This is a genomic window from Streptomyces sp. NPDC006435, assembly GCF_040612315.1.
In the GTDB taxonomy this organism is placed as follows: Bacteria; Actinomycetota; Actinomycetes; order Streptomycetales; family Streptomycetaceae; genus Streptomyces.
Genome location: NZ_JBEXPY010000002.1, coordinates 135,020 through 147,221, shown reverse-complemented (window position 1 = coordinate 147,221; position 12,202 = coordinate 135,020). Strand labels below are relative to the sequence as shown.

10 protein-coding genes and 1 pseudogene are annotated in these 12,202 nt (G+C 74.5%); 6 read left to right on the top strand and 5 right to left on the bottom strand.

Annotated features, from left to right (window positions below; genetic code table 11):
• Positions 1-98 precede the first annotated feature (98 nt).
• Positions 99-983, top strand: coding sequence for a LysR family transcriptional regulator (locus ABZZ04_RS02855; RefSeq protein ID WP_356930650.1), 885 nt, complete (start codon positions 99-101; stop codon positions 981-983).
• A gap of 59 nt (positions 984-1,042) precedes the next feature.
• Here ABZZ04_RS02855 and ABZZ04_RS02850 read toward each other — a convergent pair whose 3' ends face one another.
• Complete coding sequence (locus ABZZ04_RS02850) at positions 1,043-1,735, bottom strand: flavin reductase family protein (RefSeq protein ID WP_356930649.1); 693 nt, start codon at positions 1,733-1,735, stop codon at positions 1,043-1,045.
• A 425-nt stretch (positions 1,736-2,160) separates the two neighbouring features.
• Between ABZZ04_RS02850 and ABZZ04_RS02845 the strand changes: the two genes are divergently transcribed.
• Together ABZZ04_RS02845 and ABZZ04_RS02840 are read left to right on the top strand one after the other, a co-directional pair.
• Positions 2,161-3,000 carry a hypothetical protein gene (locus ABZZ04_RS02845; RefSeq protein ID WP_356930395.1) on the top strand — a complete coding sequence of 280 codons (840 nt, stop codon included), beginning with the start codon at positions 2,161-2,163 and terminating at the stop codon, positions 2,998-3,000.
• A gap of 117 nt (positions 3,001-3,117) precedes the next feature.
• Positions 3,118-3,783: pseudogene (locus ABZZ04_RS02840) on the top strand (phosphatase PAP2 family protein); the annotation flags it as partial.
• 42 nt (positions 3,784-3,825) lie between these two features.
• Here ABZZ04_RS02840 and ABZZ04_RS02835 read toward each other — a convergent pair.
• On the bottom strand, positions 3,826-4,512 hold the full coding sequence (locus tag ABZZ04_RS02835; RefSeq protein ID WP_356930394.1) for a response regulator transcription factor: 687 nt from the start codon (positions 4,510-4,512) through the stop codon (positions 3,826-3,828).
• Between the two features lie 28 nt (positions 4,513-4,540).
• A complete protein-coding gene (locus ABZZ04_RS02830) occupies positions 4,541-5,977 on the bottom strand; it encodes a histidine kinase (protein ID WP_356930393.1) in 1,437 nt (478 codons plus the stop codon).
• Positions 5,978-6,191: 214 nt separating this feature from the next.
• Between ABZZ04_RS02830 and ABZZ04_RS02825 the strand changes: the two genes are divergently transcribed.
• Positions 6,192-7,013, top strand: a complete 822-nt coding sequence (locus tag ABZZ04_RS02825) for an SDR family NAD(P)-dependent oxidoreductase (protein WP_356930392.1) — start codon at positions 6,192-6,194, stop codon at positions 7,011-7,013.
• Positions 7,014-7,091: 78 nt separating this feature from the next.
• The gene (locus tag ABZZ04_RS02820; RefSeq protein WP_356930391.1) at positions 7,092-7,340 is read left to right on the top strand and encodes a hypothetical protein; all 249 of its coding nucleotides are present in this window, start codon (positions 7,092-7,094) and stop codon (positions 7,338-7,340) included.
• A gap of 42 nt (positions 7,341-7,382) precedes the next feature.
• Here ABZZ04_RS02820 and ABZZ04_RS02815 read toward each other — a convergent pair whose 3' ends face one another.
• Both ABZZ04_RS02815 and ABZZ04_RS02810 read right to left on the bottom strand, forming a co-directional pair.
• Positions 7,383-8,222 carry an enoyl-CoA hydratase-related protein gene (locus ABZZ04_RS02815; RefSeq protein ID WP_356930390.1) on the bottom strand — a complete coding sequence of 280 codons (840 nt, stop codon included), beginning with the start codon at positions 8,220-8,222 and terminating at the stop codon, positions 7,383-7,385.
• A gap of 76 nt (positions 8,223-8,298) precedes the next feature.
• The gene (locus tag ABZZ04_RS02810; protein WP_356930389.1) at positions 8,299-10,524 is read right to left on the bottom strand and encodes an acetate--CoA ligase family protein; all 2,226 of its coding nucleotides are present in this window, start codon (positions 10,522-10,524) and stop codon (positions 8,299-8,301) included.
• Positions 10,525-10,797: 273 nt separating this feature from the next.
• Here ABZZ04_RS02810 and ABZZ04_RS02805 point away from each other — a divergent pair, with 273 nt between their 5' ends.
• Positions 10,798-12,162 (top strand): hypothetical protein, encoded by a 1,365-nt coding sequence (locus tag ABZZ04_RS02805; RefSeq protein ID WP_356930388.1) that lies wholly within the window; start codon positions 10,798-10,800, stop codon positions 12,160-12,162.
• The last annotated feature ends 40 nt before the right edge of the window (positions 12,163-12,202 follow it).

The following is a 12,202-nucleotide window of genomic DNA, read 5'->3' as shown; positions in this document are numbered from 1 at the left end:
GGGCCGGCGGCGGCGTCCGATCCCGTTCCCCGACGCTAGGGCGACCCCGGGCATCCCACCAGCGACTGGATCGCATACGAGCCATGCTTGGATGGAATGTGTTCGAGATCGACGCGCTGCGTCTGCTGGTGACCGTGGCCGGGACCGGGTCCTTCACGAAGGCCGCGTCCCGACTCGCCTATACACAGTCCGCGGTGTCCCGGCGCATCGCCTCGCTGGAGAAACGCGCGGGCGGCCCGCTCTTCGAACGGCTCGCCCGGGGCGTGCGGTTGACCCCGGCCGGGCACGCGCTTCACCGGCACGCGGTGGAGGTGCTCGACCGCCTGTCGAGGGCGGAACACGAGATGGCCGCGATCCACGCGGGGCGGGGCGGGACGCTGCGGGTGGGGGCGTTCGCCACGGCCAACGTCTCCTTGGTCCCCGGTGCGTTGCGGGCGTTCTCGCGGTCCGCGCCGGACGTCGAGGTCATCGCGACCGAGGGGCGGAGCGGTGCGCTGATGAGGGGCCTCGCGGAGGGGGCGCTCGACCTGGCCGTGGTGAGCGACTACCCGGCCGGCCTGCCGTCCTTCGACGGCGTCACGACCGAGGTCCTGCTGGAGGACGAACTGTTCGTCGTGCTTTCCCGCACGCACCGCCTGGCCGGGGCCGGGACGGTCGACCTGCGCGAACTGCGCGACGAGACCTGGCTCCAGGACGTGTCCGCCGACCGGCACACATTGCTCGCCGAGGTGTGTGCCCGAGCCGGTTTCAGGCCGAGGAGGACGATCAGGATCGCCGAGTGGACCGGAAAGTTCGGCTTCGCGGCCGCCGGGCTGGGAGTCGCGCTGGTCCCCTCGCTGGCCGTATGGGCGGTCCCCGCCGAACTCTCCGTCTGCCGGCTCGGCGACCTCGCGCCGTGCCGCACCGTGCACGTCGCGCTGCCCGCCGCCCCGCTTCCGGCGGCACTGGGACTGCGGGAGCTGCTGCACGGGGCCGCGGGGTGAACGACCGTCCGCCGGGGCCGCGACGGCGGGTCGGGCGGCCGTCCGCCGGGGCGGGGCGCTCAGTCGCCGAGCGGTCCGAACCGTCCGAACGTCCCCCGGTGGAACAGCAGCGGCCCGTCCCCCTCCGGCCCCGTCCCGTCCGCCGTCCCCAGCGCCTCCACCCGGCCGACGACGATCAGGTGGTCGCCCCCGGTGTGGACGGCGTGGATGCGGCAGTCGATCCAGGCCGGTACGGAATCCAGCAGCGGCGACCCGGTCACCGGCGCGGCCCCGTACGCCACCCCCGCGAACTTGTCCGCCCCGCTCACCGCGAAGCCCCGGCACAACTCGCCCTGGTTCGCTCCGAGGACGTTGACGCAGAAGACCCCGGCGCGGGCGATGCGCGGCCAGGTCGTCGAGGTGCGGGCGACCATGAAGGCGACCAGTGGCGGATCGAGGGAGAGCGAGGCGAAGGACTGGCAGGCGAAGCCCGCCGGCCCCTCCTCGCCGTCCGGGGCGGGCGCGGTGACGACGGTGACCCCGCCGGCGTAACCCGTCGGGTCCTCCTCGCGGTCCGGGGCGGGTGCGGTGACGACGGTGACCCCGCTGGCGAAGTGGCCCAGTACGCGGCGGAATTCGGCCGGGTCGACGGGAGGGTGCTCGTCGTCGGCGACCGCCCGCAGCTCCGGGCGCGGCAGCGGGTCGACGGGTGCCGGTCCCGTACCGGTGGCGGCGCCGACGGACCTGAGATACCGGAGGGCGGTGGCGGCCATGCCTGCGTGTCCCATCATCCCTCGATTAGAGCTGACGGGTCATCAGATTGGAAGGGGGTGGTGGTGGATGCCGGGCTCGGGGGCCTGGCTATCCTCGGCCCGGAGGCAGTGCCGGGGATAGGGACGGGGGAAGGCGCATGTCGATGTCAGAGGCGGAGGGCGCCGGGCCGAGAGGTACCACGGGGCCGACGGAGGACGCCGATCCGACGGGAAGCACCGGGCCGGTGAAAGGCGCCACGGCACCCGCGCCCGAGCCCGTGTCCGAGCCCGGTCCCGTGTCCGAGTCCGTACCCGCGTCTGCGCCCGTACCCGCGTCTGCGCCCGAGTCCGCTCCTGCGCCCACGTCCCCGCCCGCGTCCGGGTCCGGTGACGCGCCGACGGTGTGGGCCGCGCGGCCGATCCTGGCGTCCGCGTGCACGCTGTACATGGCGGCCGTGCTCGGTGTGGAGATCAACGGGTTCGTGGAGCTCGCCGCCCCGGCCTTCGGTCCGCCGGACGGCCCCGGGGCGGTGCTGTTGATCATGCCGTTCCTGATCTGCTTCGGGGGCCCGTTCGCCCTGGTGGCGAGCCTGCTCCTGGTGCTTCCCACCCTCTCGGCGGCGCGTTGGGCGGGGGCCCGGTTCACCGGCCGTGACGTGTGGTGGTGGGTGCCGGTGATCGCGTCGGTCGTGGCCGCGGCGGGCGCCGCTGCCCTCGGCGCGTCCCGGCACCTCGGCCCCGGCCCGTCGGCCCTGGGCTGGCTGGTGGCCGCGGTGCTGCTCACGGCCGCCGCTCTCGTGGCCCGCCGCACCGCACTGCGCGGGGGCAGGATCCGGCACGTCCTCGGCTGGGGCACGGTGGTCGCGGTGGCCGTGTTCGCGATCGGTGCGGGAGCGTTCGCCACCGGGCTGGCCACGGAGTACCGGCCGCCGCGGGTCGACACGGCGGTGCTGTCCGGGAGCTGGGCCGACGGCGAGGGCGGTATGTTGCGGCTGGCCGCCGACGGCACGGCACACGCCGACGGGCTGACGGACCACCACTCGGCCGATGCGGACGACGCGGAGCCCACCGCCGCGAAGTACCGCTGCTCGGGGCGGGGCACCTGGAGCTACGGGGCAGGCGATTCGACGACGTGGGACCAGCGCGTCCGCATCCGGATCGAGGGCTGCCCCGGCTTGGACCATCCCGACGGGTGGCGGATCGGCGGTACGCCGGACCGGCTCGAACTCGGCAGCGAGTACGGCGAATTGGACGCGCCGGACTGGTACGCGCTCACCCGGCGGTGACCGGACCCCGGCGGCCGTCGGCGGCCGGTTCCCGGCCGGACCCCCGACGTTCGTCAGGGGTCGGACCTGCCGTTCGGCCCGGGTGCCCCGCGCCCGCCGCTCCTAGGTTCGCGTCCCATGAGACGAGTGAGACGAGAAACCGGAAGCAGGACCAGTACCGGGACCGGCGACCGCGCCGGCCGGCCCCTGCTCGCCTGCGCCGTCCTGGGCGCGGGCGCGGCGGCCGTCGTGGGCCTCGCCCCCGGGGGCCTGGGCACGGACCGCGCCGTGGAGGTGACGGGCGGCGCCTCGGCGTCCGCGTACCGCTCGGTCACCGGGGCGGTGGCCGACGCCCCGTCCTGGACGGGGCCGGTGCTGGAGGCGGCCACCGAGGGCACCCTGGTGGTCCTCGGCCTGCTGCTGGTGTGGGTGTGGTGGAGCGCCGTGCGACGGCGGGACGACCGGGTGTCCGCCGGTACGGTCCTCACCGGCATCGGCACCGTGCTGGCGTACGCCGTCAGCGAGGCCGTGAAACTGGCGGTGGACGAGGAACGCCCCTGCCGGGCCCTCGACCGCATCGCGGAGACGGCCGCCGAGTGCCCGCCGCCCGGCGACTGGTCCTTCCCGAGCAACCACGCCACCCTGGCCGTCGGCCTCGCGGTGGGCCTGGCCGTGCTGCGGCCGCGCCTGGCCGCCGTCACCCTGCCGGTGGGCGCGGCGGCGGCGCTGCTGCGGGTCATGGTCGGGGCGCACTACCCGCACGACGTGCTGGCCGGAGCGGTCCTCGGGGCGTCGGTGGTCGCGGCCGTGCTGCTCGCGTTCCTGCCGCTCGCCCGGACGGCGGCGTCAGCGATCGGACGGCGGCTGCGCGGGCGCGACGATTCCGGCCTCGTGGGCGACGACCGCAGCGGCGGCCCGGTTGTCCACGCCCAGCCGGGCCAGGATGGAACTCACATGCGCCTTGACCGTCCCCTCCACCACGTGGAGCCGCCGGGCGATCTGCCCGTTGGACAGCCCGCTGCCGAGGAAGGCCAGTACGTCGCGTTCCCGGGCGGTGAGCGCGGCGACCCGTTCCCGGGCGGCGGTGCGGCGGTCGGCCAGGGTGCCCGCGCCGGTGGCCGAGAGGTGGGCGACGACCCGCGCCGCGACCTTCGGTGACAGATAGGCGGCGCCGTCGGCCACCGCGCGCACCCCCGCGATCAGTTCCTCGGGCTCGCCCGACTTGATCAGGAAGCCGGCGGCGCCGCCCCCCAGGGCCCGGAGGATGTAGTCGTCCTCGCCGAACGTCGTGAGCATCACGACCCCCGTCCCCGGGGCGGTGCGCCGGATCTCGGCCGCGGCCTCGATGCCGTTCGTCCGGGGCATCCGGATGTCGAGCACGGCGACGGCCGGGTGGTGCGCATGCACCAGTTCCACGGCCTCCCGCCCGTCGGCGGCCTCGGCGACGACCTCGATGCCGGGGTCGGTGGACAGCACGGCGCGCACCCCGGCGCGGATCATCGGCTCGTCGTCGGCGATCAGCACCCGGATCACCGGCCGCTCCCCGGAACGCGGGTCGGGCTCATGGGGCCAGGGCCTCCTTGGACATCAGCCGGCCGTCCCGGAAACAGAGCCGGTAGGAGTCCCCCGACCGGTCGTCGAAACGGTCCGCCGTCATCGCGTAGTACGCGCATGTGATGCCCTTTCCCTTCGGTTCCCCGGCCACCGGCCGCTGCCTGGTCTCCCGGTCGGGCAGCAGCCGCCGGACCGCCTCCCGATCCTGTCCCACCCGCAGCCGTGCGTAGTCCCCCGGGTTCAGCACGGACTGCCGGGCCGAGTGGACGTCCCAGGCCATCAGCGCGGCGCTCAGCACCCCCCACACCACCAGGGGCAGCACGACCGCGAGGACCAGCGCCCGGCGGACCCGGCTGCGGGCGTACCGGTGCTCCGGCGACAGGACCGGGGCGGCGGCCGACGACGGGACCGGGGACGCGGCGGGCGGCCGGTGGGCGGGCGGGGTGTGCGGAATCCGCGCGGTGACCGCGAAGCCGCCCCCGTACGGGCCGTGCCCGAACGTGCCGCCCGCCAGCCGCACCCGCTCGTCGAGCCCGATCAGCCCCCGCCCGGTGCCGGGGGCGTCCCCGGCGCGGACCGGGACGGGCGGGGGCCCGTTCTCCACCCGGACCGTCGTCCCCCCGGCGGTGTGCGCCACCCGCACCTCCACCCGGGCCCCCGGCGCGTGCTTGGCCGCGTTGGTCAGGGCCTCCTGGACGACCCGGTGGGCGGCCCGCGCGGCGGTCGGGGGCGCGGCGTCCGCGTCCCCCTCCACCCGCAGGTCCACCGCGAGACCTGCCGCCGCGGCCTCCTCGACCAGCCGGGGGATGCCGGTGCCGGGCGGGCCCGGCGGTTCGTCGTCGGCCTCCTCGCGCAGCAGCCCGATCACCTCGCCGAGCCGCTCCACCGACGAGGCGGCGCGGGACCGGATCTCCCCGGCCGCCGTCCGGTGCGCGTCGTCGAGCCCGGGGGCCAGCTTGAGGGCCCCGGCCGACAGCGCGATGAGGCTGAGGTCGTGCCCGAGGACGTCGTGCATGTCCCGGGCGATCCGGGCCCGCTCCCGGGACCGCGCCTGCTCGGCGACCAGCTGCTGTTCGCGCTCCAGCCGGGCGGCCCGCTCCCAGCCCGCCCGGGCGAGTTCCTGGTACTGGCGCCAGAAGCGCCCCACGAACCACGGCAGCACCGCGGCCACCGCCACCACGGCGACGAACCGCCCCGCCATCAGCAGCCAGGAGGGCACCAGGGCCACCGCCACCACCCCGCCCGCGAGGAGCGCGACCAGCGCGAGCAGCGCGGACCCGGTCCTGCCCGGCTCCCGCCCGGCGAGGAGGGCGGCCACGGCGGCGGGCAGCGCCCACCACGGGCTGACGGCGCTCAGCCCGACACAGGCCGCCGCCGCGACGGTCAGCAGACCGCCCCGGGTGGCGGCCCGCCCGGCCGCGCCGATGATCGTCGTTCTGTCCACCCGGACGACGGTACGCAGACCGGGGGCGTCCCGGCACTGCCGAAAGTCACGGTTCCCGGACCGGGCCCGGTCCGGAGCGGGCCGGCGCGGGGTGCGGGGATGGGGTAAGGTCCTAAACGAGACGGAACGTTCCGTCTCGTTAATGCTCAGGGCCGGACGCCGCGGAACACCGGAAACGGAACGCGGTGCCGGTCACGGACGAAGGAGCGGCCCCGTGCCGAACACCAGGACGTGGTTCATCACCGGCGCCTCCCGCGGCCTGGGGCGCGCCTTCACCGAGGCCGCCCTGTCCGCCGGGGACCGGGTCGTGGCCGCCGCGCGCGACATCGGCCCGCTCGCCGACCTCGCGGAGAAGCACCCGGACGACTTCCTCGCGCTGTCCCTCGACGTCTCCGACCGCCGGGCCGTGTTCGAGACCGTGGACCGCGCGGCGGCGGCCTTCGGCGGCCTCGACGTGGTGGTCAACAACGCCGGCGGAATGCTGTACGGCATGGTGGAGGAGGCCACCGAGCAGCAGATCCGGGACCACCTCGACGTCAACTTCTTCGGCGCGGTCTGGGTCGCCCAGGCCGTGGTCCCGCACCTGCGGGCACGGGGCTCCGGCCGCCTCCTGCAGATCACGTCGATGGGCAGCGGCGGCGGCATGGCCTCGGTCGGGTTCTACGGCGCCGGCAAGGCGGCGCTCGGCTCGGTCAGCGAGGCGCTGGCTATGGAGGTCGAGCAGTTCGGCATCAAGGTCACCGTCGTCCAGATGGGCGGCTATGCCACGGGGCTCTTCACGAGGGGCACCACGACGACCGAACCCGACCCCGCCTACGAGGAGTTGCGCGCCCGCCTGGCGGAGATGTGGGGCGACGACGCGGGACCCGACCCGAGGGAGGCGGCCCCCGCACTCCTGGAACTGGCCGCCCTGCCGGACCCGCCGCTCCGCCTGATCCTCGGCAGCCGGTCCTTCGACATGGTCCAGGAGATGGACCGGTCCCGCACCGAGCAGTACCTCGCCTGGGAAACCCTCAGCCGCACGGCCTCGGGCTGAGCCCGCACACCGCGAACACGCCCCGTCGCGGACCGCTACGCTGAGTCGATCGAGCCAATGAACGGGAGGAGACACCGGATGACCAGTGCGCCCGACTGCAGCCGGGGCATCGATTCCGAACGCGCTCCGAAGTTCGCGGTGCAGCGGATCCGCGGGGACCGGGTCCAGGTCATCGAGGGGATCATCGAGCCCGTGACACCGACCCGGGACCACGAACGGGCGGCCCGGGTCGTCCGCCGGCAGATCGAGGACCGGGTCGACGAACTCGGCTGTGCCGAGGGCTCGGGCAACCTGGACCTGGACACCGGCGGGCTGTCGCCCGTGTGAGCCGCGGGGCGCCGCGAGCACGCCCCGTACGCCCCGTACGTCTCAGAGCCCCCGGTACTCCGGGGCCCGGCGTTCCACGAAGGCCGCCACGCCCTCGTTGGCGTCCCGTGTCGTCATGTTGATCTCCTGGGCCATGGCCTCGGCGGCGAACGCCGTCGTGCGGTCGGCGTCCAGGGAGGCGTTGACGAGCTGCTTGGCGAGGGCGATGGCCCGGGTCGGGCCGTCGGCCAGCCGCCGGGCCCACGCCTGGGCGGTCTTCGCCAACTCCCCGTCCGGCACGACCCGGTTGACCAGGCCCAGCCGTTCCGCCTCCGCCGCCGGCAGCGAATCGCCGAAGAACATCAGCTCCTTGGCGCGCTGCGGGCCGATCAGCCGGGGCAGCAGATACGCGCCGCCGGCGTCCGGCACCAGGCCGCGGCGCACGAACACCTCGATGAACTTCGCCGACTCGGCGGCCAGCACCAGGTCGCAGGCGAACGCGAGATGGGCGCCGAGCCCGGCCGCGGTGCCGTTGACGGCCGCGACGACCGGCTTCTCGCAGTCCAGCACCGCCGCGATCAGCCGCTGCGCGCCGAGCCGGATCGTACGGGCCACGTCGCCCGGCACCCGCTCCCCGGTCGTCGCGGCGCCGCGCAGGTCGGCGCCCGCGCAGAAGCCGCGGCCGGTGGCGGTGAGGACGACGGCCCGGACCGCCGGGTCCGCGGACGCCTCAAAAAGCAGCGAGATGACGCGTTCCCGCTGGTCAGGGGTTATGGCGTTCATCGCTTCGGGGCGATTGAGCGTGATCAGGAGGACGCCGTTGTCAGTGGCGTGGAGTACCAATGGGTCGAGCGGGTCGGGGGACCCGGCGGACTCGGTGGTGTCTTCGGGGGAGGACGGCATGGGGCAGCTCCTGGACGGACGACGGGACGGACGGGACGGTTTCGGTCGGGGCGTTCGGTGGCGGCGGTGGGGCCGGTCAGCGGCAGACGGCGAGCGCGTCCAGCGCCACCGCGCCCTGACCGCGCCCCAGCACCATCAGCGGGTTGATGTCCAGCTCGGCGAGGTCGTCGCCCAGCTCCAACGCCATCCGCTGCACCCGCAGCACGACCTCGACGAGTGCGTCCACGTCCGCCGGGGGCCCGCCGCGCACGCCCTCCAGCAGGGCCCGGCCGCGCAGTTCGGCCAGCATCGACCGCGCCTGGTCCTCGCCGAACGGCGGCACCCGCACCGCCGCGTCGTGCAGCACCTCGACCAGTACACCGCCGAGCCCGACCGTCACCGTCGGCCCGAACAGCGCGTCGTGCGTGACGCCGACCATCATCTCGACGCCCCGTTCGACCATCTGGCAGACCAGGATCCCGTCCAGCTCGATGTTCTCGAAGCGCGCGATGTCGGTCAGTTCGCGGTACGCGTCGCGGACCTGGCTCGCGGAGGTGAGCCCGACCTTGACCAGGCCCAGCTCGGTCTTGTGGGCGAGCCGGGCGCCGGACGCCTTCATGACGACCGGGTAGCCGACCAGCCCCGCGGCCCGGACGGACGCCGCGGCGCTGGTCACCAACTGCTCGCGCGGCACCCGTATCCCGTACGCCCGCAGCAGCTGCTTCGCCGCGTGCTCGCTCAGCTGGCGGCCCGGCCGCATCAGCGCCTGCGCCTTGCGGAACGAGGGCGAGGGCGTGCGGGGCGCCTCGTCGAAGGGGGAGCGGTAGGAGGCCGCGAAGCGGTGGTGCTCCAGATAGGCCCGTACGGCGGTGATGCAGTTGCCGAAGGTGCGGAAGGTGGCGACGCGGGAGGAGCCGAGCAGCGTCGTGCGGTACGCCTCCTCCGTGCCGACGGGCGACCCCCACACCACGCACACCAGCTTGTCCGTGCTCTCCGCGGCGTCCACCAGGTCCTGCGCGAGCCGGTCGCTCATCGGTGGGAAGGGGCCGGTGATCGGACAGATCAGCACCCCGACACCGGGGTCGGCGAGGATCGCGTCGATGATCTTCCGGCCGCGCCAGTCGCCCACCGGATGGCCGCCGTTGTCGACCGGGTTCGCCACGTTCAGGTAGTCGGGGATCCACTCGTGCAGTTCGCGCTGCTTGGCCTCGGACAGGGTGGGCAGGCTCAGCCCGGCCCCGGTCGCCAGGTCCGCGAAGTGCGCGCCCGTGCCGCCCGAGATCGAGTACACCACGACCCCCTCGGCCTGCGGCCTGCGCGCGCGGGCGAGCAGGGCCGAGGTGTCCTGGAGCTCGTCGAGCCCGTCCACCCGGATCACGCCGAACTGCCGCATCGCCGCGTCCACCACCTGGTCGGCGCCGGTCAGCTTGCCGGTGTGCGACGCGGCGGTCCTGGCCCCCGCCTCCGTACGCCCCACCTTGACCGCCACGACCGGAACCCCGGCCCGTGCCGCCCGGTCCGCGGCCAGCAGGAAGGAGCGCCCGTCCTTGAGCCCCTCCACGTAACAGGCGATGGCCCCGACCTCCGGGCGCTGCGAGAAGTACGAGATGAAGTCGGCGGTCTCCAGGTCCGCCTCGTTGCCCGTGGGCGCCCAGTGCGAGAGCCGCACGCCCAGTTCCTGGAGGGTGAAGACGGGGCGGCCCTGGTGGCCGGACTGGGTGATCAGCGCGATCGCCGGTCCGTCGAGGTCGTCCCGGAACCGCTCGAAGGCGTTGAGGTTGGTGTTCGGCCCGAGCAGCCGCAGCCCGGACCGGGCCACCGCCTCGGCCAGCCGCTCCTGGGCGGCGGCGCCCTCCTCGCCGGTCTCGGCGAACCCGGAGGCGAAGGCGACGGCGAACCGCACCTCGGCCTGCGCGAGTTCCTCGATCACCGGGAGCGGGTCACCGACCAGCAGCACCGCCAGGTCGACCCGTTCCGGCAGCTTCGCGACGGAGGGGGAGCAGGGCCGCCCGAACACGGACTCCCGCGTGGGGTGCACGGGATACAGCCGCGCCCCGACCCGCTCGGCCCAGTCGATCAGCTGCCGGGTGATTCCGGTGTTGGGCCGCCCCTCGGCGTCGGACGCGCCGACGACGGCCACGGACTCCGGCCGGAAGAACCGGTCCAGGTCCGGCACGGCCGCGTGCAGCGGCCGGCCGCTGACGTCGAGGACGCCCTCCGCGGCGGCCGTCGTGCTGTGGACGGCGGCGTGCGGTTCCTCGCCGCAGGCCACCACCCGGGCGCGGAAGTCGGTGGTGAGGGTGCCGTGAGTCGATCCAAGCATCGTTCCGCCCACTTCTGCTCGGGGTCCGTCGGGTGACCGTGTCCGGTCGGCCCATAGCTGACACTCTGTCAGGTTACTGAACTGACGCCTCGTCAGGAATGGGTGTGCAGGCAAAGGCTGGAGGAGGCGGGGGCAGGGGCGGGGACGGGGTCGCGTGGCCGGAGCCGGTTGGCCGGATTCGTACAACCTCCTGGTGATCTTGGTTGTCCAACGTGCGGGCCGGACTCACCGGCCGTCGTCCGCCACTCCTGGCGCATCCCCATGGGGAGAAACATGAGACCCGTCTCCACCCGACGCACCGTGCGTCTCGGCTTCTGCGCCGCCGCGGCCGCCGGACTGCTGACCGCAGGGCTCGCCACTCCCGCGTTCGCGGCGAAGAAGCAGTCCGACCAGCTCTGGATACAGGCGCCCGGCGAGCAGAAGGTGACGTCCGTCGGCGACCCGTCCCAGGGCAGCCCGCTGGACATCGGGCTGTACCACGACAACGACAACTTCACCGTCACCGACGGCCGTCTCACGGTCGACATCTCCGGTGTCGCCGGAGTCGCCGAGGTGACCTGGCCCGACAACTGCGCGCCGACCGGGACCACGGCCGTGTGCACCGTCTCCGATGTGCCCGTCATGGGCGACACCTACAGCCCGCAGGTCCACCTCACGGTCCGCGCCGCCGACGGCGCCGCGCTCGGCGCCCAGGGCCGGATCACCTACGCCGCCACGGCCACCGGCGGCCCCGACGGCACGCTGGAGGCCCCGCTCGACTCGTTCGACACCACGGTCACGGTCGGTTCGGGCCCCGACCTGTCCCTCGGGCCGATCAGCCCGGTGAGCGGACTCCTGCCGGGCGACGTCCGGACCGTTCCGTTCGCGGTGACGAACAAGGGCGGCGAGCGCTCCGAGGGCCTCACCGCCAGGTTCACCGCCTCGTACGGCCTGGAGTTCCTCAACCGGTACGCCGAGTGCACGTACGCGACGATCGGCGGCGGCGACGACTACGTCCCGATGACCGAGGCCACCTGCTCCTTCGACCAGGTGATCGAGCCCGGCGGCTCCTTCGCGCTGCCCGCACCGCTCCAGGTGGCCCTTTCCGCGCACGCGTACGGCGAGCGGCTGGACATCACCGTCGAGCCCGGCAACGGCGCCACCGACCTCTCGGACGAGGACAACTACGGCATGGCCCGCTTCACCGCGGTCAACACGGCGGACTTCGAGGCCCGGGGCGCGAACGTCACCGGCGCCGTCGGCGAGACCGTCACCGCCGAACTCGGCTTCCGCAACAACGGTCCGGCCTGGATCGGCAACCTCGGCTCCGGCGACTCGGTCGCGGCCGTCGACTTCACCGTCCCCGCCGGCGTCACCGTCACCTCCGCCCCCGCCGGCTGCGAACCGCGGACCCTGAGCGGCGGCTACTACCCGCAGGCGACCGGCGCCCCGCGCTACAGCTGCGAGATGCCGTACTGGGCGCTGCCCGACACCACGCGGTCCCTTCCCTTCGGGCTGCGCATCGACCAGGTGGTCCCCGACGCGACCGGCCGGGTCATGCTCACCACCGGCGGCTCCAGCCCCGCGACCTTCCCGTTCGACCCGCAGACCGGCAACAACACCGCACAGCTCGTGGTGAACGCCACGCCCACCGCCTGATCCCCTCTCCCCGACCCGGTGCGGGGCGCGACCGGTGCTC

What these genes read in the sequence shown, in the direction of transcription:
- ABZZ04_RS02820 (WP_356930391.1), top strand. Translation starts at nt 7,092, where the DNA reads ATGACCAGTGCGCCCGACTGCAGCCGGGGCATCGATTCCGAACGCGCT.
- ABZZ04_RS02810 (WP_356930389.1), bottom strand. Translation starts at nt 10,524, where the DNA reads ATGCTTGGATCGACTCACGGCACCCTCACCACCGACTTCCGCGCCCGG.
- ABZZ04_RS02815 (WP_356930390.1), bottom strand. Translation starts at nt 8,222, where the DNA reads ATGCCGTCCTCCCCCGAAGACACCACCGAGTCCGCCGGGTCCCCCGAC.
- ABZZ04_RS02845 (WP_356930395.1), top strand. Translation starts at nt 2,161, where the DNA reads ATGGCGGCCGTGCTCGGTGTGGAGATCAACGGGTTCGTGGAGCTCGCC.
- ABZZ04_RS02850 (WP_356930649.1), bottom strand. Translation starts at nt 1,735, where the DNA reads ATGGCCGCCACCGCCCTCCGGTATCTCAGGTCCGTCGGCGCCGCCACC.
- ABZZ04_RS02805 (WP_356930388.1), top strand. Translation starts at nt 10,798, where the DNA reads ATGAGACCCGTCTCCACCCGACGCACCGTGCGTCTCGGCTTCTGCGCC.